The organism is Paracoccus sp. TRP, assembly GCF_000185925.1.
Lineage (GTDB): Bacteria > Pseudomonadota > Alphaproteobacteria > Rhodobacterales > Rhodobacteraceae > Paracoccus > Paracoccus kondratievae.
On sequence record NZ_AEPN01000008.1, the window covers coordinates 1 to 21,832 of the forward strand.

Below are 21,832 nucleotides of genomic sequence, written 5' to 3' on the forward strand. Positions count from 1 at the left end.
AAGCGGCAGGCCACTTGGGGAATGTCGGTCCAAAGCCCGTGCAGGAAAGAGAGAACTATTCTCTGGCTGCGCCCGACAGGGGAACGTCAATGCTTGCGTGCTAAATGCAGCGGCCGGAATGATACGCCGACCTCATGGCCTGAGCCCCAGGTGCATTCCACGGGCTATCTGACCAATATGCACCAATCTGCCAGGCACGCCGTTGGTCCTGATCCTGATGGCCGCCGACAACACGGCATCCGGATAATACCTTTGTGGTCGCCCGCTTTGCCATCACGGTTCACGATGAAAATGGCAATCCGAGCGCATCCCAGCAGGACGGCAGGCTCATGCAGATAACCTGTTCTTTGGCCCCTGGGCACCAACCCCGCATGACTGAAGGGATATCACTCAGATATCACGGGTCGAGATTATCGGTATGCAGCCCACGACAGACAAACCCCGTCGCCCCGATAGGTTTCTATACCGGGATATTCGAAACGAGTATTGTCTGCTTTACCTGCCGCACGTTCATCGAATGTGCTGGCAGCCAGGAGAGGGTATGGCCCGGACCGCCGACAACGGTTTGCAACCCCTTCACTGGGTCGGCTTGGTCAAGCTTGGCCCGGCCGAATTGGCCGCCAGTCCCAAACTGCACCCTCTCCGCATCCGCGCCGGGGCTTTGGGGAATGGCACACCAGGTCCGGACCTGATGGTCTCGCCTCAGCCCCGGGCGCACAAGCTGGCCAACCGCCATATTCAGCACCACTGTCCTGTGATGTGCTGATTGCAACGGTAAGAAACGCGAACAGGGTCACGGCAACAACCGTGACCCTGCTTTTCAGCTGTGCTTTCGTCTGTCAGGCTTCGCAGGTCACCGCATTGGCGGCGCTACGCTGACGACCCAGCCAGACCAACACCAACCCGGCCGCAGCGGTCAGACCACCTGCAACGGGAACGGCGGCATAGCCCAGCCCCGCGCTGATCACCGCACCACCAAGCGCCGCGCCAATCGCATTGCCAAGGTTGAAGGCCCCGATATTGATCGACGAGGCAAGGCCTGGCGCATCATGGGCGGCTTGCATGACCCGCATCTGAACCGGAGGCACGATCGCAAAGGCCGCCGCACCCCAGATCAGCAAGGTGACCGCCGCACCGACAGGGGTGCTGATAAGCAGGGGCGAAATCAGCATGATCCCCGCCAGCGCGGCAAGAAAGATCGCCGTCGCACCGTCAAGCGACCAGTCGGCAACTTTGCCGCCCAACCAGTTGCCGATGGTAAAGCCCAGCCCGATCAGCACCAGCGCCAGCGTGACGAAACCGTCCGACACTCCGGTCACTTTCGTCAGGATCGGCGCGACATAGGTGTAAAGGGCAAACATCGCGCTTGCGCCCATCACCGTGGTCAGCATCGCGATGACCACCTCGGGCCGGGCCAGCACACGCAACTCGCGCCGCAGTTCAGGCCGCACGCCGGGTGCGCCTTTGGGCAGGGCCATCCACAGCGCCGCAATGGTCAGCAGCCCCAAAACAGCGGTACCGGCAAAGGCCGCGCGCCAGCCGATCTGTTGCCCGATCCAGGTCGCCACCGGCACGCCGCCGATATTGGCAATGGTCAGGCCCATGAACATGGACGCAACCGCGCTTGCCCGTTTTTCAGGGGCAACGACGCTGGCCGCCACCACCGCGCCCAGTCCAAAGAATGCGCCGTGGTTAAGGCTGGTCACCACGCGTGAGATCAGCAGGGTCCAGTAATCCGGCGACAAGGCAGACAGGATATTGCCCAGGGTGAAAATCCCCATCAGGGCCATCAATGCCGTCCGCTTGCCAAAGCGACTGAAAAGCAAGGTCATCACCGGCGCGCCAACCATCACCCCGATGGCATAGGCGCTGACCAGAAGCCCCGCCGAAGGAATCGAGACCCCGACCCCTTCGGCAATTACCGGCAACATCCCCATGGGCGAGAATTCGGTCACCCCGATCCCAAAAGCACCCACGGCCAGCGCCAGCAGCGGCCAGTTGAATTTCTGCGTTGTCATGGCGGTTTCCTTATGCAGCCCAGTCAGGGGCAAGACCTTCGGGGCTGACCAGACGGCCATCGGCACGGGCAAGACCGCCAATCGCCTTTATTTCGTCATCGCTGAGGGTAAAGTCGAAGATGTCGAAATTCTCGGCCACCCGGGCAGGTTTGGCGGTTTTCGACAGAACGATGATCCCCTGCTGGATCTGCCAGCGCAGGCCGACTTGTGCAGCGGTTTTGCCATGTTTCGCACCGATCTGCGAGATCAGCTCATCACCCGGAACCGCGCCGTCGGCCATGCCGAAATAACCCGTCAGGGCGGTACCGGTCTCAGCGGCAAGGCCCAGCATAGCCGACTGATCGAGATATGGGTGAATCTCAATCTGGTTCGTCACAACCGGTGCCTCGCTGACCGAGATCGCCTCACGCAACTGGCTGCGGTTATAATTGCTGACGCCGATGAACCGGGTTTTGCCAGCAGCCTGCACCTCATTCAGCCATTCAATCTGCTGGGCCACCGGGACCGTATTGCCCGGCCAATGTGCCAGCAGCAAATCGACCTGATCAACGCCCAGCTTGTCCAGGCTTTCATCAACCGAAGCGGCAAAGCGATCGGCGCTGTAATTATCGACCCAGACCTTGGTGGTCAGAAACAGTTCGTCCCGTTTTGCACCGGCACTGACCAGCGCCCGGCCAAGCGCGGCCTCGTTCTGGTAGATCTGGGCAGTGTCGAAATGACGGAAGCCAGCTTCAAGCGCGGCGGGGATCACGGCCTCAACCTCGGTGTCCGACATGCGGAACACCCCAAAGCCAAGCGCGGGAATCTCGGCGCCATGGGCTTTCACATATTGCATCGTTCTTCTCCTGTTCATGCTGCCTGGCAACCGAGTGCCTGTCAGACGCCGACCTTCGCACGGCGGGGCGGCTGGATGGTTCTGTTTGATGAACCTGCAGATAGATGCAAAGGCGGTGCTTGATAATCCGCCAGCTTGGCACATTATCTGTGAAGTGATTTCATCAATGGGGACCGGATGGACAACCGCGTGGGCGAGATGCAGGTCTTTCTGCGCGTCGTCGATACTGGCAGCTTTTCCGAGGCGGCACGGCAGATGCTGATGACGCCCTCGACCGTGTCAAAGCTGGTCGCCCGGATTGAGGCGCGACTGGGGGTAAGGTTGCTCGAACGCTCGACCCGCAGACTGTCCGTGACCGACGAAGGCCGCATCTATTATGAGCGCAGCCAATCCCTGCTGGCCGAACTTGATGCCGTCGAGCAAGACCTTTCCCATGGCATGGCGCGCATTTCCGGCACAATACGGGTCACCGCGTCGGTCGGCTTTGGCATGGTCGCGGTCGAGCCTTTGCTTCCCGCCTTTTGGCAAGAGTTTCCCGATATTGTCGTGGACCTGTCGCTGTCCGATGAGATCGTGGATCTGTACATGGACCGCACCGATGTGGCCTTTCGCGTAGGGACGCTGGCGAATTCCAGCCTGACGGCGCGCAAACTTGGCACCGCACCGCGCAAAATCGTCGCTTCGCCCGACTATCTGCGCCGCCACGGCACGCCCGGTACAATCTACGACCTGGCCCATCATTCCTGTCTGGGCTTCAACTTTCGCCGCTCGACCCCGGTCTGGCCGTTGCGCGACAGCGGGCGAATCCTCGACCGTGGTGTCAGCGGGCCTTTGCTTGCCAATAACGGCGAAACAGTGCGGCGGATGGCGCTTGCCGGTATGGGGCTTGCACATATGGGCGAGTTTCACGTGCGCGAAGACCTGCGTTCCGGCGCGCTTGTCGAAGTGCTGTCAGAGGCCGTCGAAGGCGATACCGAGGATGTGCACGCGCTGTTTCTAGGCAGTGAACGGATGCCGCACCGGGTCCGGGCCTTTCTTGACTTCATGACACCAAGGTTGCGGTCATTTCTGGAAATCAAGGCAGCGAATTGAAGCCGCTGCTGCGCCGGTGGCTGTGCAAGGCACCAGGCCCGCTTAAAACCGCGCCCTCATGCAGCGGCCCGGGATGCGAACACCCCCAGCCAATTAGCACCCCACTGCTGGCGGAAAAATACTTGACGCCGCTTGGAAAGTCAGAAAATGACGTAGCGTCAAGATACCCCTGAATTGCGAAGTCGCAGCCGAGAGAAAGAAATTATGTTGATAAGTTACAATTGGTTGCTTAAAATTTCTTCGACTTGGAAATATGCCCCGCCATGGGTTGACATATATGTGATTTGAAGGCCGTTCGGACATTAGATATATATGCCGGCTTCTTGTTCACCCGGCCTCCGCCAGAATGAGTAATTAAATACCGCGGTCACATGAAATTATGTAGCCCGCACTGACGATCATCCTGTCAGCTGAGTCCTGAAACTACCTCTGTCTGAACTTGCACCAATCGATCAGAAGGTTCCCTGCCGCCATGCCTTACACGCTCACGCTGACCTCTTCGCAAAATATTTCCGGCGGGCCGACCACCGAACATCCGGACAGTGATTTCGTCCTGTCCCAGACCTACGACCCCTCGCTGGACACCACCCGGATCACCTTTTCCGACTACAACCAAACTCTGGATGATATGGCGACCGGAGGGAATAATCCGCCCGGCTCAAGCCCGGATCAGAAGTACGAAAACTCGCAAGGTCAGGAAATCGGTCTTGATCAGGTGCAGACAGCCAAGGTCGTTCACGGCGGGGTTGACTATGGCGAAGTCAAAATCATGCTTGGATATAAATCCGAGCTGGATTGGCAGGGCGGCGAAAACGGCAGCTCATCTACACTGATCGTCGGCAATTTTACCATGTTCGCCATCTGGGCCGAACTCACGCCGGGTGATTGGCAGATTATTGGCTATACCGCGACGGGTATATCAATCAGGGAGGCTACCGATCTTGCGCCGGGTTCCGGTGCCACAGGCTCTCCGGACGCGCCGGATAACCTTACGGCAAGCAAGTTGGAAGGAACGCTGGACGGCAAGGTCCAAGGCACGGATGGCGACGATTTAATTGACGCAAATTACACCGGCGACCCCGATGGAGATGTGATCGACGGAGGGGACAATACTGGTCGCTTTGGTGAATCCGGATCAGACGACGATTACATCGAGGCCGGGGCGGGCAACGATACCGTTTACGCAGGGTTGGGAAACGATACTGTTTATGCCGGAGCAGGCGACGACCTTGTATATGGCGGCGAGGGCGATGACACCATATATGGCGGCGACGGGAACGATACCCTGTATGGCGGACCAGGAAACGATCTGTTTTACGGAGGATACGGCAATGACTGGATGGAAGGTGGAGATGGCGACGATATCATAACCGCCGAGTACGGTCAGGACACTGTTTATGGCGGGGCCGGAAACGATTTTCTATTTGCGCAGTACGGAGACCACTATCTGGACGGTGGTGAGGGAAATGATACTCTTTCTTTTCACGGAGGAAACAGCACCTTAACTGGCGGCGAAGGTTTCGACCATTTTTACGTGTATAATGGCCTGGATCCTGCTAATGACTACGTCCTGATCACGGATTTTAATACTGGCACTGGTCAGGACATCCATGACGGCGACCAATCGAACAACGACTTCATCGCCTTGCACCAAGCGGGCTATTCTTACTACAATCTCGATCTCTACAATAAACTGCACGGCACGAATTATAAAAACCCGCTGCAATGGATGCGGGCCGATCAGGCCGATGACGGCACGCTGAACATGCTGGATGGCCAGAACGGCCTGCCCTATCTGAACGTCAGACTTGAAAACAACGGCAGCCCCGTTGCACCCGAAGACCTGACCTTCGACAACACCGGCGTACCCTGCTTTGCTGGCAGCACGTTGATCGAAACCGATCACGGCCAATGCTGCATCGAGGATCTGCGGCCCGGCAACCTTATCCAGACTGCCGATAACGGCATGCAGCCCATCCGCTGGATCGGCTCGATCAAGCTGGATGCCCGCGCACTGGCGGCCAACCCCAAGCTGCGCCCCATCCGCATCCGGGCCGGGGCGCTGGGGAACGGGACGCCGTCCTCGGACCTTGTGCTTTCGCCGCAGCATCGGGTGCTGGTCCGCTCGCGCATCGCACAAAAGATGTTCGGCGCCACAGAAGTGCTGGTCGCCGCCAGGCAATTGCTGCTGCTTGACGGTATCGACATCGCTACCGACCTGACCGAGGTTGAATATTTCCACATGCTCTTTGACCGGCATGAGGTCGTGATCTCGAACGGTGCGCTGACCGAGTCGCTTTATACAGGTGCACAGGCCCTGCAAGCGGTCGGCAAGGCGGCTAGGGACGAGATCTTTACGCTTTTCCCGCAACTGGGTGAGCAAGGGTTTGAACCAGCCCCAGCCCGCCCCCTGCCTTCGGGCCGCCGCGCGCGCAAGCTTGCAAACCGCCATCTGCAAAACCATCGCCCGATGATGTGTTGACCGTAGCCGCACGCCAAATGGGTCACGGCATCCGCCCTGGCCCATTTGGACGGCACGCGATCAACGCTTTAGCAATCAGGCAGGCACGGTTTCGCCACGCAACAGCGGCAGCAGGATGCGGCCCTGATACCCGGTCTGTTGCAGATAGGGCGTGTCGGACAGGATGAACCTGGTTATCCCCTGCCTGGCTTATTCCCGCGGCGAATTGGCAACCTCTTCGGCAGAGCCAACCAGCCAGGTGGTTGCGGCACCGCCTGCTCTGAACTTGCCGGGCGTGGTGTAAAAGCACCTCGCCCCGCTGTTGCAGATCCCCGCTGTTGCAGATCCAGCAACCGCTACTGGCCATGCGCCACAACCCGGCGATGGTCATGCCCGCCAGCCCCCTCGATCGCAGCCATCTGTGCGACCTTTGCCTCGGCATCGCGCCATGCCTCGGCACTGGTGTCGCGGATCAGTGGATACATAGCTCTTGCCATCTGACTATGCACCGCAGCCACGATCCCGTCCCGGTCCACGCCGACATTCCGGCGACATGGCTGCTGAAGATTGGAGAGCAGGAATTCAAGTTAAACCATTCGTTCGCAGGCAACAGCATGAAGCCGGAAATTCTCTGGCCTGTCCTTATGCCATTGCCACAGGTCCTGCCCCAAGGCCAAGGAACTGAAGCCAGTCAGCGTGATTGTTACCGTTCCCGTCCCGCCGATCATCGACCGCAAAACTTTCGAGGCGGTTCAGAAGCTGCTCAAAGCCCGCAATCCCAAGGTCATACCCGCCCGCGTCATCAGTGGCCCAACCATGCTGACCGGCCTGATCCATTGCGCCAAATGCGGCGAGGCCATGACTATCCGCACCGGCAAAGGCGGGCGCTATCGCTATTATGCCTGCTTGATGAAGGCGCGGCGGGGTCCGACCGCCTGCGAGGGCATGGCCGTGCCGATGGAAAGCTGGACGATCTTGTCGTCAATCACCTTGAGAAACAGCTATTTCAGCCTGAGCGGCTGGAAACCGTTCTTGCCGCTGTACTCAACCGCAGGGAGGAACATGCAGGGCGCCGCCGCGAGCATATCGCCGAGTTGAGCAAGCGCGCCACAGAACCGGAACTGCGCCTCAAGCGGCTCTATGGCGCTATCGAGGCGGGCATTGCCGATCTGGACGACCCGGCGCTGAAAGACCGCATCGACGGCCTCAAGGCCACCCGCCTATCGCGTCCTTCACGGGGTCGAAGATGGCCCGGAGGTCGGCGCGGGCTGGAAGGATGTCGGCGAAAAGGCCGGCGACTACACTTCGCTGGTGATCGAGGATCCCGCCTTGCCGCAGCCGATCCGCGTCAACTTTTTCCGGGACGGCAACACAAGACGGCCTGGTCGCTGCATTGGAGCCGCTCCGCGTGGCGGGCGGGACTGAAAGCCATGCGCTATCGCGTCATCTCCGCGTTCAAAACTCTCATCCCGTTATTCGCAGAAAGGCCGTCTCATCCCGTCGTCCCGCTCCGGCGCGCGCAGCGAAGCCTCTGGCCGACGTCGCGCCTTGCCCTTGACCGCAGCGAGCACGCTGGAGGGCGAGCCGAGACAGGGAGATTGTGCAATATGCCGGTCTCATGCTGGCTGGCGTACTCGTGATCACAGCCTGTCCGGTCGCCGTATCGGCGCAGGCCGCACCAGTGGCGGGCGTGAATTCCGTCGATCCCTATGCCGGCTTCATCACCGAAGCCTCCCAGCGTTTCGGCGCTCCCGAACGCTGGATTCGCGCCGTGCTGCGCGCCGAGAGCGCACAATCCCGTCGGCCGGAGCGATGGGGCTGATGCAGGTGATGCCCGAGACATGGGCGGGCCTGCGCGAACGCCATGGCCTCGGCCGCGATCCCTATGACCCCCGCGACAACATCATGGCGGGTGCGGCTTATCTGCGCGCAATGTGGGACCGTTACGGCAATGTCGCTGCAATGCTCGCGGCCTGCAATGCCGGTCCCGGCCGCTACGACGAACATCGCACGACCGGCCGCGCCTTGCCCGCCGAGACGCGCGCCTATGTCACCGCGCTTGCGCCAGTTCCGGGCAGCGCGGTCACACCCGAAACATCCGCGCCAGCACCACCACCGCCGCCCGACTGGCGCGATGCGCCGCTCTTCGTCATGCGTCCGAGCGCCAGGCGAAGCGCCGATCCGGTGCAGACCATCGGCACATCAGGCGACGCTCGTCCGACCGTTCCGGTGCGCGAGCGCCGCGATGCGGAGCCGCGTGACGGCGGCATGTTCATCACGCGGGCCGACGACGGGAGAGCGCCGTGACGATGGCGCTCCCGCGTCTGTTCGCGCTGGTTTCGGTGTGCAGTCAGGCAGGGTCGCGCCTGGCTGCATTTCCAGTTGGAAGGGCGGAAAGGTCAGAAAGGGCGAACGGCCGCCCGTAATTTGCCAGGCGCCCCATCTGCGGGCGCAGTGGTCGTGAGTGGCGCTAAAGTATCGTCCCCGAAACCACGCAGGAGGCGGACGATGGAATTCTTTTGTGGGCTGGATGTCGCGACCGAGGAGACGGCGGTATGCGTCGTCGATAATCATGGCGAGGTGCATTTGACGGTGAAGGTCGCGACCGAGCCGGATGCGCTGTTCGCCGTACTGAAACCGTTTGTGACGCGGCTCAGGCGCGTCGGTCTTGAAGCGGGATCGTTGTCACCCTGGCTGCAGCCGGAGTTGCTGAAGCTCGGCCTGCCAGCGACCTGCCTGGAGACGCAGCATGTACGTGCGGCGATGTCGGCGCAGCGCAACAAGACCGACGAGAAGGACACCCTCGGCATTGCCTATATCATGCGCACCGGCGGGTTCCGCGCCGCGCATGTGAAAACGGAGAGTTGCTACCGGATGCGCCTGCTTCTGACACACCGGCGCAACCTGAAACGCAGGTTTCTCGACCTGGAGAACGCCGTCCGCCATTCGCTCAAGAGTTTTGGGATCAAGCTCGGCGGCGTCTCGCGCAGCAAGTTCGACCAGGCGGTGCGCGAGGCCGCGGCGGATGATCCGTTCATTGCCGAGTTGACGGACGCCATGCTGACGGCGCGGGCGGCGCTGTGGAAGGAGTATTGCCGGCTAAGATGGTGGCGCAGAGCGAACTGCGCCGCCGCTTCATGGCGATCCCCGGCGTCTGACCTGTGATGGCGCTGTCCTTCATGACGGCGATGCCGATGTCGGGCGCGCGCTCTACGAGGCGGCGTCCGGTCTGATGACCCTCTTCAAAGGCAAGGACAAGACCTAGGGCCAGCAGATCGCCAGACGTTCCTGCCAACGCAAAGCGGTGGTGGCGGTAGCACGCAAGCTGGCGGTGATCATGCACGCCATGTGGAGCGACGGAACCTTCTATGTCGGCGATCAGACGGAGGCTGAAACCGACGCGGCCAAGCGCGCGCAGATCAAGGCGCGCAAGCATCTGGGAGCGCACGCATGAACCGATCATCGGCAATTGAAACGCATCGCGTCCGCAAGGTGACGGACGCCATTTGAACACACGAGCTCCGCTCCGGCGGATGAAGACCGATGCAGACCATCAACGACGGAACGCACGATATCTTGTCTGCGGCCGCACCGGACATCAACCGACCGGACCGCGCCCGAGTGCCTGTGACAATGCTTCGTCAGTCCGATGGAAAAATGCGCTGCGACGGTTCGGGCGCTGCCGAGATGCAGCCGGAACACCCCGTCGCAAAGCGCGGACGAGTGCAAGGCGCATCGGAACTCGAAGACTGGAGGAAGCAGCGTGATACCTGCAAGAAAAGCGTATATCTTCGTAACCTGAAGGAAAAACGACGATGGATGCAAAGTCTCGCCAAACACGACCGATTAAGAGGGCAAGATAAAGGAAACCGGCACCGTGCGGCGGCGGTTTCTGGGCAGGCCCTTGTCTGCACACTGTTTTGGGGCGGCGCTGGCGGCACCTTGGTTTTGGACGCCGCGCGTCGCGTCATGGCGCAACGCCTTGGCTTTACAGGGTTTCGGCCGGCACCATGGCCCGAAACCGGGCGGTTTTCGGCATTTCCGGCCGGCGGCGTGTCTTTGAGCGCCGATGATGAATTTCGCTTCCGACCGAAGCCCGGCCGCATCCGATCCGACACGCCGAAGGCCGGCAAGACCAGAAGTTTTTTCACGCAGGTCAAGATGATTACCCGCCAGCATCAGGCGGCCTCTCGTCGCGGTCATCGTCGTCATCGTTGCCCCGCTCCAGATCGGCGGCGACCACGAAGGGCGGCAAGGCCACGCGCTCCGCCAAGGGGCCGGGCCTGAAACGGGGAAGCGGCGCGGCCTTCGTCCGTGCCCGCACCTTGTCGGGCGGATGGAAACACAGCGCTCGGGGAATCCGCCGCGTCGTCATCAAGACCCGCAGCCACGGCGCAAGCGTGTAGCTCAGGAACTCGCGGCCCTTCTGTTCCGAGTTGCTCCATGTCGCACGTTCCAGATCGCCCAGCATCGGGCTGGGGATGTTGAAGGCGCGGGCGATCTCCTGAATCTGGAACTTGCGGTTTTCCAGAAACTGCGCGTCCGTCGAGTTGAAGGTGAACGGGGTGAAATCCATCCCGTCGAAAAGAATCGCCGTGCGGCCATGATCCTCGTCCTCATGCGCCGTGCGCCACGCATCCCGCGCCGCCTTCACCGCTTCCTCGCCCATACCTTTCGGGATCTTCAGCGCCCCCGAGGGACGGGCACCGCGCGTGAACAGTTTGCCCGCGTGACGATCCAGAGCAACCGCGATCCCGATGGCCTCTCGCGCCAGCGACAGCGGGCAGCGGTCAAGCGGCGGCAGAAGGTGGATCACATCGCGGGCCGGGATCGGGCGATTGTTGAGCCGATAGCGGCGTTCGCCGGTCTCAAGGTCGAGGTCGAATTGCAGGAAGCTCGGGCGATAGCGGATGATCTCCCGCTCCTCTCCATTGGCCCGGTTGACCCATGCCAGCCCGCCAGCATCGCTCATCAGGGCATCACGGACGATCTGGCGGATCAGCTCAAAGCCGGTCATCCAGTCGTCTGCCTCATCGCGCAGCAGCGCCAGCACCGGATGCTCAGGCACGTCGATTTCGGTCTGGCCCTCGATCCGCTTCACCGTCACGTCGAGCGAGGCAACGGCTTCCGAAATCAGCTGGATCGCATTGGCAACCGCAGGGACGCGCAGCGCAGCCGAGGTGCTGACGACGATCCCGGTCGTGGTCGCCTCCGCGCCGAATACCTCAACCAGCGCCGCGTCAGGCGATGCCAGCGATTTCCTCTCGGGCGCGAAGGTCTTGCGCAGGGTGGTCCAGATGCTCATGGACCAGTTTATGCGACCGGCAATGGCGGTGACGGAAGCTGGCAAAACCATGCAAAGTGCAGAAATGTGTCGCAAACTTATGCATCAGCGACCACGCCGCCATGCCAGCAACTGGCCCCTTTCAGCAAACCACCGGCCCATGGGCCTGCGCACGGGCATGCCACTGTCCAGATCTGCGGCCCAACGGCGGGCAGTATCGACTGAAACGTCCAGGCATGCTGCGATGGCTCGCATACCCCATAACGGCCGGTTCAGCTTCAAAACTGAATCTATGCGCTACCGATCCAGTGGTGGTTGATCGTTTTTTGCCTGTTTCGCCAGCATGTTTTTCTGCCTTCCCGTCATCTGCCCTCTCCATCTCATTGACCTGAAATCAGAAAGCCTACTTCCCGCAAATGTAGCGCCCGGCCCCCCCGCCGGTCCCCGCTAAAGGCCCAAAGCCCAGACCACCCCCCGGACAAGAACCGGCACCCGCCAGTCACCCGCGCAACGTTCCGCCTCAAGGATCGCTTGGATATAGCTGGCACCGTCCCAAAGCACCGTCTGGCCGCCATCATCCTCAATCAGCAGGACCATGAACCGAGCCGGACAGGCAGTAGGCGCTCCGAGTGGGATCAGCGCATCACGGCAAGCGCGGCCCGCTTGCCGACAGGCCAACAAACTCGATCCGGTCAGGGCCGCAAAGCGCAGCATGTGTCATACTCTCACACCCCGCACCCCGCACCTGCGCCACGGTCAGCCAACGCCAGCAGAACCAGCTTGGCCGATGGCTTCAAACCTCGCTGCTGGAACGCCCGGTTCATCGCTACATGGCTCATGCCAGGCACCGGATTTCTGGTTTACAGTAAAGCGCATCGTTCCCGCTATGCCCTCTTTCTGTCCCCCGCTCCTGAAAGACGCTTTCTTCGCAGGGTCAATGCGCTTAGCGTTTTCGCGCATATCCCTGCACTTTTCCTTTCTCTCTGGTTTTTCGGCCCGGCGACGCCTATTTCATGCGTCATGCAAGGAAAGACCGCTGCGATGAAAGACCTGACCAACTCCGAAGCCGATGCTCTGATCGCGGATATGGGCCGCAAAGCGCGCGAAGCCGCCTCGGTGCTGGCCGAAGCCACGGCCGAGCGTAAGCACGCCGCCCTGATCAGTGCCGCCGATGCAATCCTGAAGGCCGGGGATGCGATCCTCGACGCCAATATTCTGGACATGCACCACGCCGGGGAAAAAGGTCTGTCGCCAGCCATGCTGGACCGGCTGAAGCTTGATCCCGACCGCATCCGCGCCATGGCCGATGGCCTGCGCTCAGTCGCGGAACAGTCCGACCCGGTCGGACGGGTTCTTGCAGAATGGGACCGGCCGAACGGGCTGCATATCCAGCGCGTGGCGACCCCTTTGGGTGTCATCGGCGTGATCTATGAAAGCCGGCCGAACGTCACCGCGGATGCGGCGGCGCTGGCGCTAAAGGCTGGCAATGCCGTGATCCTGCGCGGCGGATCCGAAAGCCTGAACAGCGCGACTGCGATCCATCAGGCGCTGGTTACCGGCCTGCGCCAGGCCGGTCTGCCCGAGACAGCGGTCCAGATGGTGCCGACCCGCGACCGCGAAGCGGTGGCCGCAATGCTGCGGGCGCAAGAGTTCATCGACGTAATCGTGCCGCGCGGCGGCAAGGGACTGGTCGGACTGGTCCAGCGCGAGGCCCGCGTGCCGGTTTTCGCCCATCTCGAAGGTATCTGCCATGTTTATGCCGACCGCGACGCCGATCTTGAAAAAGCTCGCCGCGTGGTTCTGAACGCCAAAACCCGGCGCACCGGCATTTGCGGCGCAGCTGAATGCCTGCTGATCGACTGGCAGTTCTACACCAAACACGGCACAGTCCTGGTCCAGGATCTGCTGGACGCCGGGGTCGAGGTGCGGGCCGAAGGTGAACTGGCAAAGATCCCGGGTACGATCCCCGCCGAGCCTTCGGATTTCGGGCAAGAATTCCTCGACAAGATCATCGCCATCAGACTGGTCGATGGTGTGGAAGAGGCGATCGCCCATATCCGTCGCTTTGGCTCGGGCCATACCGAGTCGGTCCTGACCGAAAATGACGCGACCGCCGAACGCTTCTTCAAAGGGCTCGACAGCGCCATTCTGATGCGCAACGCCTCGACCCAGTTCGCCGACGGCGGCGAATTCGGTATGGGTGCTGAAATCGGCATCGCCACCGGCAAGATGCATGCGCGCGGGCCTGTGGGGGCAGAACAGCTGACCAGCTTTAAATATCTGGTCATCGGTGACGGCACCGTCCGCACCTAAAGAAAACACAAGGGATGCGCTGACTTATGGCGCATCCCTCAGGTATTTTCCAGCATAAGCCCGTACAGCTCAGCCGGTCAGAACGAGATCTCACCCCCGATATCGTCCAACTCCCACTTGAGGGGACGGGCGGCGGCGCGCGCGCAGGCCGAGAGCAGCATGAAATGCACCTCTGACGCGGCTGGTTCGGGTCGTTCCCGGCCGGTTGTCAGGTCAAGCCACGACCACAGCGCCGGGTCCTGACGCACGCGGCTGGCCTCGGCCATCAGTCGCCAGCCCTGCGCGCCCCGGCAGACAAGCACACTGCCGCCCCAGGGCAAGGCAGTCTCAAAGCACATCAGCCCCAGCAGGATCATACGCGCCTCCATCCGGGGCAGGTCGCCCCCGGCCTCAAGGCGGATGCGCAACCGGCCACCTTTTTCGTCCGCGGCCAGCAGTGACGCCAGTTCGGGCACGCCCACGCGCTGGTTCGGCTTGGCATGACCAAAGGCCATGCGGAACCAATGCAGCCTCGCCCGTGCGGCATCGACGCTATCGGCGATAAGTTGCATCTCTGCGCTGGCCCCGATGCCCGGATAAGCGCCCGAAAGCTGCAACAACTCCAGCCCGTTCCCGATCGCGCCAAAGGGCGAGACGATGTCATGGCACATCCGGGCAGCGACCAGCGTCGCCAGATATTCGGGTGATAGCGCCTCGGATGGGTCGGGCACGTGGCGGATTGTCAGATCATCCATGGGGAATTAGCCTGCATCATGGTTGTAAAAAGGGCGCGAGATGAACGAAATCCTTGAGCCGGGCATGATCGTACGCCACCCGGGGGCGCCCGAATGGGGGACCGGACAAGTCCAGTCGCGGATCGGAGATCGCATCACCATCAATTTTGCTAATGCCGGCAAACAGGTAGTCAACGGCAAACATATCCATCTTGAACTCGTCACCACTGACCCATTCGACCAATAAGGCTAGACTAATTCAACTTTAGCGCGAGTCAATCGCCACAACCGGTTATCCTGTGATTAGCCGCGCTAAGCGGTTGCAATGTCTCGTGCTCCCGCCTAGACACGGGCCCTGATACAAAAGGCGGGGTTCCAAGCCGTAACCATGACGCCAGAAACGTCTTATTTCTCAACCCGTCTCGCCACGGACGAAGCTGATCTGCTGGCAGCGCAGCGCCTGCGCTATCGCGTCTTTGTCGAAGAGCTGGGCGGAGACGGTGCTCTGGTCGATCATCAGGGCCGATTCGAACGTGACGAGTTCGACCCCGTCGTCGATCATCTGGTGCTGGTCGATGCTCGCCGTTCGCGCGATGATCTGGACCATGTGGTCGGAGCATATCGCCTGCTGTCGGGCGAGCGGGCAGAAAGCTTTGGCCGCTTTTACTGTGATAGTGAATACGACCTGGCACCGCTGCGTACCTCGGGCCGGTCGCTGCTGGAACTGGGCCGCTCATGCGTTGATCCCGCATATCGCGGCGGATCTGGCATGTTCCTGATCTGGAACGCGCTGGCCGAATACGTGCTGGCGCGCGAGATCGAGATCCTGTTCGGCGTTGCCTCATTCCACGGCACCGATATCGGGGCGCTGGCCCAGTCGCTGAGCTGGCTGTATCATCACCATCTGGCGCCTGAAACGATCCGCCCCCATGCCCGTGCCGATGGCTATCATGCCATGGACCTGATCCCGGCCGACCAGCTTGACCGCCGCACCGCGATGAAGGCGATGCCGGCGTTGATCAAGGCTTATCTGCGGCTTGGCGGCATGGTCGGCGAAGGCGCATGGCTTGATCACGCCTTTAATACAACTGATGTCTTTCTGATGGTGGACACCAAGGCCATGTCGGAAAAGCACCGTAAATTCTACGAGACCCGCCCACGGCCATGAGCGAGGGCAACCGTGCCACATGGCGGGACACGGTGCCGCCGCCTGCCCTGCCGCGCCCCGGCGCCATGGGTTGGCTGCGCGTTGCATTGCGCGGCGGCGGGATCATCCTTGTCCTATTGATCGGTGTCCTGCTGATCGTACCCCTGCGAACAGCCGAGCGGCTGTTCACCGGCCCGCGCCGCCCCCTGACCGGGCCATGGGTTCAGGGCGTCTGCCGCATCTGCCTGTGGATCCTGGGACTGAAATGGCGCTGCATCGGCCAGCCCTTGCGCGGCCCGGGCGCGGTGGTGGCCAACCACTCAAGCTGGCTTGATATCTTTGTCCTGAACGCGGCCATGCCCGTGTTCTTTGTCTCAAAGGCCGAGGTCGCGGGCTGGCCGGGCATCAATATCCTGACCCGGGTCACGAATACGCATTTCGTCACCCGCGACCCCAAACTGGCACGCGAACAGGCCGAGGAATTTGCCGCCCGCACCCGCGCCGGCCACCGCCTGCTGTTTTTCCCCGAAGGGACCAGCAGCGACGGGCAGCGTGTGCTGCCCTTTAAACCGACGCTGTTTCAGGGCTTTCTGGACCCTTCGCTACCCGAGGATCTGGCGATCCAGCCGATGAGCGCGACCTATCACGCGCCGCAAGGCCGCGATCCGCGCTTTTATGGGTGGTGGGGCGACATGGATCTGGGGCCGCATCTGCTGGCGGTGCTGGCGCAGTCTCCGCAAGGCTCGGTCACCGTACGGCTGCACGATCCGATCCCGGTCGGGGGTGAGACCCGCAAGACATTGGCCGCCAAGGCCGGGACTGCCGTCCGCGAGGGTTTCTCGCAGGGCTGATCCCGGCCTGGCAGGTGGCAAACTTACAGCGGCCAGAACAGCGGGATGGTCAGGCAGGCGACAATGCCGCAGATGATGTCCAGAGGCACGCCGACCTTGACGAAATCGCTGAAGCGATAGCCGCCGGGGCCATAGACCATCAGATGGGTCTGATAGCCGATGGGCGTGGCAAAAGCGACGGTGGCCGAGAACATGACCGCCACCACATAGGCACGTGGATCATGGCCAAGCGACTTTGCCAGGGCAATCGCCACCGGGGTCAAAAGCACGGCGACCGCATTGTTCGACAGCACCTCGGTCATCACAAGCCCAAGGAAATAGACCGCGATAAGCGTCGCAAAGGGCGGCAGGCCCTGCAACAGGGGCGAAATAACCTCGACCACCAGGTTGACAGTGCCGGTATGCTCCATCGCCGCTCCGACCGCCAGCATGGCAAAGATCATCGCCATCAGCCGCGCATCGACAAAAGAGAACGCCTCTTCGGCATCGACGCAGCGGGTGATCAGGATCAGCGCCGCGGCGACAAAGGCCAGCGCCATGATCGGTGCCGTATCCACCGCCGCCAGCGTCACGACCGCAAGCAGGCACAGAATGGCAATCGGAGCCTTTGAGCGCCGGAACGGCCGCGCCGAGGGGCGCGAGACGTCGACCAGCTCCATATCTGCGGCGAGGCGGGCGATATCTTCGGGCGCCCCCTCCAGCAGCAGCGTATCGCCAACCTGCACCACCAGATCATCAAGCTGGCGACCGATGTTCTGGCTGCGGCGATGCGCAGCAAGCACATAGACGCCATAGCGACGGCGCAAACGCATGTCGCCCAGACGCCGCCCGACCAGCCGCGCACCGGGCGAGATCAGCACCTCGACCGTTTCAGTCGCAACCGAGCTGAGCTTATCGACCATCTGGAAGTTCTTGTTGGCCTGCATCTCAAGCAGTTCAGCCATTTCCGAACGCAGCACGACGCGGTCGCCCGGCTCAAGCACCACCTCTTCCAGATTGCGGCGCAGCGAGGCATCGCCCCGCAGCACGTCGATCACCCGCACCGAATCACGCTTGAAGATCGGCGCGGTCAGGACCGGCTGGCCGACAAGGCTGGAATCCTCGGGGACGGCGACTTCGGTGAAATATTTCATCTCACGCCTGGTACCCAGAAATCCGGCAAGCGAGGTACGCTCGGGCAAAATTTTCCAGCCGATCAGCACGAAATAGGCAATCCCGGCAAGGGTGATGGCGATGCCGACCGGTGCGATCTCGAAGATGGTAAAGGGGGTCATCCCCGCTTCGCGCGCAACACCATCGACCAGCAGGTTGGTCGAGGTCCCGATCAGCGTGATCATCCCGCCCAGAATGGTGAAATAGCTGAGCGGCATCAGGAATTTCGACGGCGAGGTGCCAAGCTGCACCGCCAGCTGGATAAAAATCGGGATCATCACCGCCACGACGGGTGTGTTGTTCATGATCGCAGAGGCGACAATGACAAAGCCAAACAGCCCGCACAGGGTCAGCCGGGGATGCTTGTCAGCCCGCGCCGTGACCAGCCGCGACATGATCTCAAGCGCACCGGTCCTGAGAAGCCCCCCCATGATCAGGAACATGAAGGCGATCGTCCAGGGCGCCGAGTTCGACAGCACCGAAGCTGCGTCCTTGACCGGCAACAGACCCAAAATCATCAGCACCGCCGCAGTGCCGATGGCAATGACCTCTGGCGGGCGGCGTTCGCGGATAAACTCGATAAACATGACCGTCACGATAATCAGCATCGTGACAGCCGCAGTGGAGCCGGTCAGTTCAAAACCCAACATGCCAACCTGTTTCCATAGCGCCGCGAAATCACGGCCCTTTCGATGGGAGATAGAATTATTTTCCCCGCCGCGGCAAGTTAAAGCGCCGGAAACAGACGCGGATCAGACAGAGGGTTGCGTAACTGCCAGCCTGCCACCCTGACGCACCGGCTCGACCGCCACGGCTTTACCCGTGCGGTCGTCGGTGGTGACCAGAACGCCCGACAGCGTCGCCTCGCCCTCGGCGGGGGCGAAACGCTCGGACACCATTCCGGTCAGAAAGCGGCGCAGCGGCTCGGCCTTATCCATGCCGATCACGCTGTCATAATCGCCGCACATCCCGGCATCGGTCTGATAGGCCGTGCCGCGATTGAGGATCATCGTATCGGCAGTCGGCACATGGGTATGGGTGCCGACGACCAGACTGGCGCGGCCATCGCACCAGTGACCCATCGCCATCTTTTCGCTGGTAGCCTCGGCATGGATGTCGACCACGCTGGCCTGTACGAGCCCGCCCAGCGGATGCGCCTTGAGCACCGCTTCGATGGCCGAGAACGGATCATCAAAGGGCCGCTTCATGAAAACCTGCCCCAGCACCTGCGCCACCAGAACCTTGCGGCCCCGCGTCGCCTCAAAGACCCGGGCACCCCGGCCAGGGGCGGCCTTTGAGTAGTTCAGCGGCCGGATGATGCGCGGCTCTGCCTCGATAAAGGACAGCATCTCTTTCTGGTCGAAAGCATGGTCGCCCAGAGTGATGCAATCGGCACCGGCATCAAGGATCAGCTTGGCATGACCTCCGGTCAGTCCCATGCCGCCTGATGCGTTCTCACCATTGACGATGGTGAAATCGACACCCAAACGTTCCTTGAGCGGGCCAAGCCCCTCAGCAACCGCGCGCCGGCCCGCGCGCCCCATTACATCGCCAAGATAGAGAATACGCATGGCTGAATGGGTTAGGCGAAAGCCGAGGTGGGCTCAAGCCCCGTCGGCCGCATGATGGCGGGAACTATAGCAGCCATGCGCCCAACACCGCCCCTGCAAGGGCAACGACCGCGCCCAGCACGACGCCACCCCAAAAGCCGCGCCCCTTGCCCGGCTGCGCAGGCGCTGGGGTTTCGCGCAGCAGTTCGGGCATCCGACGCTCAAGAAACTCGGGCAAAAGCGGGGCAAAGCGGCCCAGCACCTGCACGGCGCGGGTCAGATCGCGCGCAGCCGCCCGAGGGCCGAGATTGTCGCGGATATAGCTTTCAACCACTGGCCGCGCGACCTCCCACATGTTGATCTGCGGATCAAGCGAGCGCGCGACCCCTTCGACCACCACCATCGTACGCTGCAGCAGCAGCAGTTCGGTCCGGGTGGCCATGCCGAAACGTTCGGTGACCTCGAACAGATAGGCCAGCAGATTGGCCATCGAGATGCGGCTGGCATCGGCGCCAAAAATCGGCTCGCCCACCGCACGCAGGGCACGGGCGAACTCTCGGATGTCGCGGTCGCGCGGGACATAGCCCGCCTCGAAATGCACGCGCGCCACCCGCTCATAATCGCGGCGGATAAAGCCCATCAGGATCTCGGCATAGACCCGCCGGGTATACTCGTCGATCTCACCCATGATGCCGAAATCATAGATGACGATATCGCCATTGCCTGCCACCTTCAGGTTGCCCTGATGCATGTCGGCATGAAAATAACCGTCGCGCAGCGCGTGGCGCAGAAACAGCTGCAACACTCGCCCGCCCAAGGCTGGCAAGTCATGGCCGGCCTCTTTGAGCGCAGCGATATCGCCCATCGGAATGCCCTCGGCCCAGTCGGTCGTCAGCACACGCCGGGCGCTGAGATGCCAGTAAGGGACAGGTACGGCCATGCCCTCATCGCCCGAGGTATTCTCGGCGAACTCCGAGGCGGATGCGGCCTCCAGCCGCAGGTCCAGCTCTCCGGCGACAACCGATTCGAAATGGCTGATAACGTCGCGCGGGCGCAGACGACGGGTCGCGGGCGACAGCGCCTCGATCATCGCAGCGGCGAAATGGAACGCGTCGATGTCACGGCGGAAGGCCGCCTCGATGTCCGGACGCAGCACCTTGACCGCGACCTCGCGTCCGTTGTCGATGCGCCGCGCGCGATGAACCTGCGCGATCGAGGCCGCAGCCACAGGTTCAGAGAATTCACTGAACAGCGTCCCGACCGGACGGCCAAGATCGGCAGCGACGGTGCGCAGCGCCTGATCCTGTGAAAATGGCGACAGCCGGTCCTGCAGCATGGAAAGCTGATTGGCCAGTTCGATCCCCACCACATCGGGGCGGGTCGAGAGGATCTGGCCGAATTTCACATAGGCCGGCCCCAGCGCGGTAATCGCGCGGGTAACAGGTGGCAGGTTCGGATCGCCCTTGTAGCCAAGCCAGGCAAAGGGCCAGCCAAGGATACGCGCCGCGACCCGGATATGGGCGGGTGCATTCATCGCATCCAGCGCAACCTTCATCGCGCCGGTACGCTCGAACGTGGCGCCGGTACGGATCAGGCGCCAGATGTTATGCGGCCCGCGCATTCAGAGCTTCCAGCCGGAATGCAGAGCGGCGATTCCCATGGACAGGTTGCGCCATTGCACACGGCCGAAGCCCGCCTCACGGATCATCGCGGCAAAGCTTTCCTGATCCGGAAAGCGGCGGATCGATTCGACCAGATACTGATAGCTGTCGCGGTCGCCTGCGACGACCTGGCCCATCACCGGGATCACGTTGAAGGAATAGCGGTCATAGAGCCATTGCAGCATCGGCACCGGCATCTGGCTGAATTCCAGCACCATCAGCCGCCCGCCGGGCTTGAGCACGCGCCGCGCCTCGGCCAGCGCATCGGGAATGCGGGTGACGTTACGAATGCCGAAGCTGATCGTGTAGCGGTCAAAGCTGTTATCGGCAAAGGGCAGCTGCATCGCATCGCCCGTGACCCAGGCAAGACGCTCGGCAAGCTTGCCGGCCTCGGCGCGCTTGCGCCCCTCGACCAGCATCGATTCGGTCATGTCACAGACAGTGACGCGTGCCCCCGGCGCACGTTCGAGAAAGCGAAAGGCGATATCCCCGGTGCCACCCGCCACATCCAGCAGGTGCTGACCGTCGCGCGGCGCCAGCCAGTCCATCATCGCCGTCTTCCACAGGCGATGAACGCCGGCGCTCATCAGGTCATTCATGACATCATAGCGCGAGGCGACGCGCGAGAAGACGCCATGGACCAGCCCGGCCTTGTCCTTTTCGGCCACGGTGCGAAAGCCGAAATGGGTATTCTTTGGCTCCTCAGGGATCATGTCGCTTGTCCATCCGTCGTTTCGCGCCCAGATAGTCCTAAA

21 protein-coding genes and 2 pseudogenes are annotated in these 21,832 nt (G+C 61.9%); 12 read left to right on the forward strand and 11 right to left on the reverse strand.

Annotated features, from left to right (window positions below; translation table 11 throughout):
- Positions 1-541: 541 nt before the first annotated feature.
- Complete coding sequence (locus PARACOCCUSGL_RS22375; RefSeq protein WP_010394508.1) at positions 542-766, forward strand: Hint domain-containing protein; 225 nt, start codon at positions 542-544, stop codon at positions 764-766.
- 73 nt (positions 767-839) lie between these two features.
- Here PARACOCCUSGL_RS22375 and PARACOCCUSGL_RS0106675 read toward each other — a convergent pair whose 3' ends face one another.
- Entirely contained in the window at positions 840-2,018 is a 1,179-nt protein-coding gene (locus PARACOCCUSGL_RS0106675) for an MFS transporter (protein ID WP_010394510.1), read from the reverse strand.
- A gap of 10 nt (positions 2,019-2,028) precedes the next feature.
- Positions 2,029-2,853, reverse strand: a complete 825-nt coding sequence (locus PARACOCCUSGL_RS0106680; RefSeq protein WP_010394512.1) for an aldo/keto reductase — start codon at positions 2,851-2,853, stop codon at positions 2,029-2,031.
- A 177-nt stretch (positions 2,854-3,030) separates the two neighbouring features.
- Here PARACOCCUSGL_RS0106680 and PARACOCCUSGL_RS0106685 point away from each other — a divergent pair, with 177 nt between their 5' ends.
- Together PARACOCCUSGL_RS0106685 and PARACOCCUSGL_RS21405 are read left to right on the forward strand one after the other, a co-directional pair.
- A complete protein-coding gene (locus PARACOCCUSGL_RS0106685) occupies positions 3,031-3,945 on the forward strand; it encodes a LysR family transcriptional regulator (protein ID WP_010394514.1) in 915 nt (304 codons plus the stop codon).
- Positions 3,946-4,417: 472 nt separating this feature from the next.
- Positions 4,418-6,427, forward strand: coding sequence for a Hint domain-containing protein (locus PARACOCCUSGL_RS21405; RefSeq protein ID WP_010394516.1), 2,010 nt, complete (start codon positions 4,418-4,420; stop codon positions 6,425-6,427).
- Positions 6,428-6,762: 335 nt separating this feature from the next.
- Here the strand turns inward: PARACOCCUSGL_RS21405 and PARACOCCUSGL_RS22580 are convergent, their stop codons facing one another.
- Positions 6,763-6,891: a hypothetical protein gene (locus tag PARACOCCUSGL_RS22580; protein ID WP_010394518.1), complete on the reverse strand. Its 129-nt coding sequence runs from the start codon at positions 6,889-6,891 to the stop codon at positions 6,763-6,765.
- Positions 6,892-7,222: 331 nt separating this feature from the next.
- Here PARACOCCUSGL_RS22580 and PARACOCCUSGL_RS22240 point away from each other — a divergent pair, with 331 nt between their 5' ends.
- The 5 genes and pseudogenes from PARACOCCUSGL_RS22240 (at position 7,223) to PARACOCCUSGL_RS20355 (ending at position 9,860) form a co-directional block, all read left to right on the forward strand.
- Complete coding sequence (locus PARACOCCUSGL_RS22240; protein ID WP_202796772.1) at positions 7,223-7,504, forward strand: zinc ribbon domain-containing protein; 282 nt, start codon at positions 7,223-7,225, stop codon at positions 7,502-7,504.
- Between the two features lie 159 nt (positions 7,505-7,663).
- Positions 7,664-7,831: pseudogene (locus PARACOCCUSGL_RS22380) on the forward strand (DUF736 family protein); the annotation flags it as partial.
- Between the two features lie 175 nt (positions 7,832-8,006).
- Positions 8,007-8,228 (forward strand): hypothetical protein, encoded by a 222-nt coding sequence (locus PARACOCCUSGL_RS22675; RefSeq protein WP_369750408.1) that lies wholly within the window; start codon positions 8,007-8,009, stop codon positions 8,226-8,228.
- An 8-nt stretch (positions 8,229-8,236) separates the two neighbouring features.
- Entirely contained in the window at positions 8,237-8,713 is a 477-nt protein-coding gene (locus PARACOCCUSGL_RS20350; protein WP_369750409.1) for a lytic transglycosylase domain-containing protein, read from the forward strand.
- Between the two features lie 201 nt (positions 8,714-8,914).
- Positions 8,915-9,860: pseudogene (locus PARACOCCUSGL_RS20355) on the forward strand (transposase).
- A gap of 392 nt (positions 9,861-10,252) precedes the next feature.
- Here the strand turns inward: PARACOCCUSGL_RS20355 and PARACOCCUSGL_RS0106715 are convergent.
- The 3 genes from PARACOCCUSGL_RS0106715 to PARACOCCUSGL_RS21980 all read right to left on the reverse strand — a co-directional run bounded on the left by PARACOCCUSGL_RS0106715 (position 10,253) and on the right by PARACOCCUSGL_RS21980 (position 12,287).
- The gene (locus tag PARACOCCUSGL_RS0106715) at positions 10,253-10,618 is read right to left on the reverse strand and encodes a hypothetical protein (RefSeq protein ID WP_138918305.1); all 366 of its coding nucleotides are present in this window, start codon (positions 10,616-10,618) and stop codon (positions 10,253-10,255) included.
- Entirely contained in the window at positions 10,572-11,711 is a 1,140-nt protein-coding gene (locus PARACOCCUSGL_RS20360; RefSeq protein ID WP_010394530.1) for a phage portal protein, read from the reverse strand. Before PARACOCCUSGL_RS20360 ends, PARACOCCUSGL_RS0106715 begins: the two co-directional genes overlap by 47 nt.
- Before the next feature lie 426 nt (positions 11,712-12,137).
- Complete coding sequence (locus PARACOCCUSGL_RS21980; protein ID WP_158004469.1) at positions 12,138-12,287, reverse strand: hypothetical protein; 150 nt, start codon at positions 12,285-12,287, stop codon at positions 12,138-12,140.
- Positions 12,288-12,731: 444 nt separating this feature from the next.
- Between PARACOCCUSGL_RS21980 and PARACOCCUSGL_RS0106730 the strand changes: the two genes are divergently transcribed.
- The gene (locus PARACOCCUSGL_RS0106730) at positions 12,732-14,003 is read left to right on the forward strand and encodes a glutamate-5-semialdehyde dehydrogenase (RefSeq protein ID WP_010394533.1); all 1,272 of its coding nucleotides are present in this window, start codon (positions 12,732-12,734) and stop codon (positions 14,001-14,003) included.
- Positions 14,004-14,080: 77 nt separating this feature from the next.
- Here the strand turns inward: PARACOCCUSGL_RS0106730 and PARACOCCUSGL_RS0106735 are convergent, their stop codons facing one another.
- The gene (locus PARACOCCUSGL_RS0106735; RefSeq protein ID WP_010394535.1) at positions 14,081-14,737 is read right to left on the reverse strand and encodes a histidine phosphotransferase family protein; all 657 of its coding nucleotides are present in this window, start codon (positions 14,735-14,737) and stop codon (positions 14,081-14,083) included.
- A 40-nt stretch (positions 14,738-14,777) separates the two neighbouring features.
- Here PARACOCCUSGL_RS0106735 and PARACOCCUSGL_RS0106740 point away from each other — a divergent pair, with 40 nt between their 5' ends.
- From PARACOCCUSGL_RS0106740 to PARACOCCUSGL_RS0106750, 3 genes are all read left to right on the forward strand, one after another.
- A complete protein-coding gene (locus PARACOCCUSGL_RS0106740; protein ID WP_010394536.1) occupies positions 14,778-14,963 on the forward strand; it encodes a DUF3553 domain-containing protein in 186 nt (61 codons plus the stop codon).
- 141 nt (positions 14,964-15,104) lie between these two features.
- Positions 15,105-15,884: a GNAT family N-acetyltransferase gene (locus tag PARACOCCUSGL_RS0106745; RefSeq protein ID WP_010394538.1), complete on the forward strand. Its 780-nt coding sequence runs from the start codon at positions 15,105-15,107 to the stop codon at positions 15,882-15,884.
- Positions 15,881-16,714: a lysophospholipid acyltransferase family protein gene (locus PARACOCCUSGL_RS0106750; protein WP_010394541.1), complete on the forward strand. Its 834-nt coding sequence runs from the start codon at positions 15,881-15,883 to the stop codon at positions 16,712-16,714. The genes PARACOCCUSGL_RS0106745 and PARACOCCUSGL_RS0106750 overlap by 4 nt, the downstream gene beginning before the upstream one ends.
- Before the next feature lie 23 nt (positions 16,715-16,737).
- Here the strand turns inward: PARACOCCUSGL_RS0106750 and PARACOCCUSGL_RS0106755 are convergent, their stop codons facing one another.
- The 4 genes from PARACOCCUSGL_RS0106755 to ubiE form a co-directional block, all read right to left on the reverse strand.
- The gene (locus PARACOCCUSGL_RS0106755) at positions 16,738-18,516 is read right to left on the reverse strand and encodes an SLC13 family permease (RefSeq protein WP_010394544.1); all 1,779 of its coding nucleotides are present in this window, start codon (positions 18,514-18,516) and stop codon (positions 16,738-16,740) included.
- A 102-nt stretch (positions 18,517-18,618) separates the two neighbouring features.
- Positions 18,619-19,437: a TIGR00282 family metallophosphoesterase gene (locus tag PARACOCCUSGL_RS0106760; protein ID WP_010394546.1), complete on the reverse strand. Its 819-nt coding sequence runs from the start codon at positions 19,435-19,437 to the stop codon at positions 18,619-18,621.
- A gap of 64 nt (positions 19,438-19,501) precedes the next feature.
- The gene (gene ubiB, locus PARACOCCUSGL_RS0106765) at positions 19,502-21,037 is read right to left on the reverse strand and encodes a 2-polyprenylphenol 6-hydroxylase (RefSeq protein ID WP_010394547.1); all 1,536 of its coding nucleotides are present in this window, start codon (positions 21,035-21,037) and stop codon (positions 19,502-19,504) included.
- Entirely contained in the window at positions 21,038-21,790 is a 753-nt protein-coding gene (gene ubiE / locus PARACOCCUSGL_RS0106770) for a bifunctional demethylmenaquinone methyltransferase/2-methoxy-6-polyprenyl-1,4-benzoquinol methylase UbiE (RefSeq protein WP_010394548.1), read from the reverse strand.
- Between the last annotated feature and the right edge of the window lie 42 nt (positions 21,791-21,832).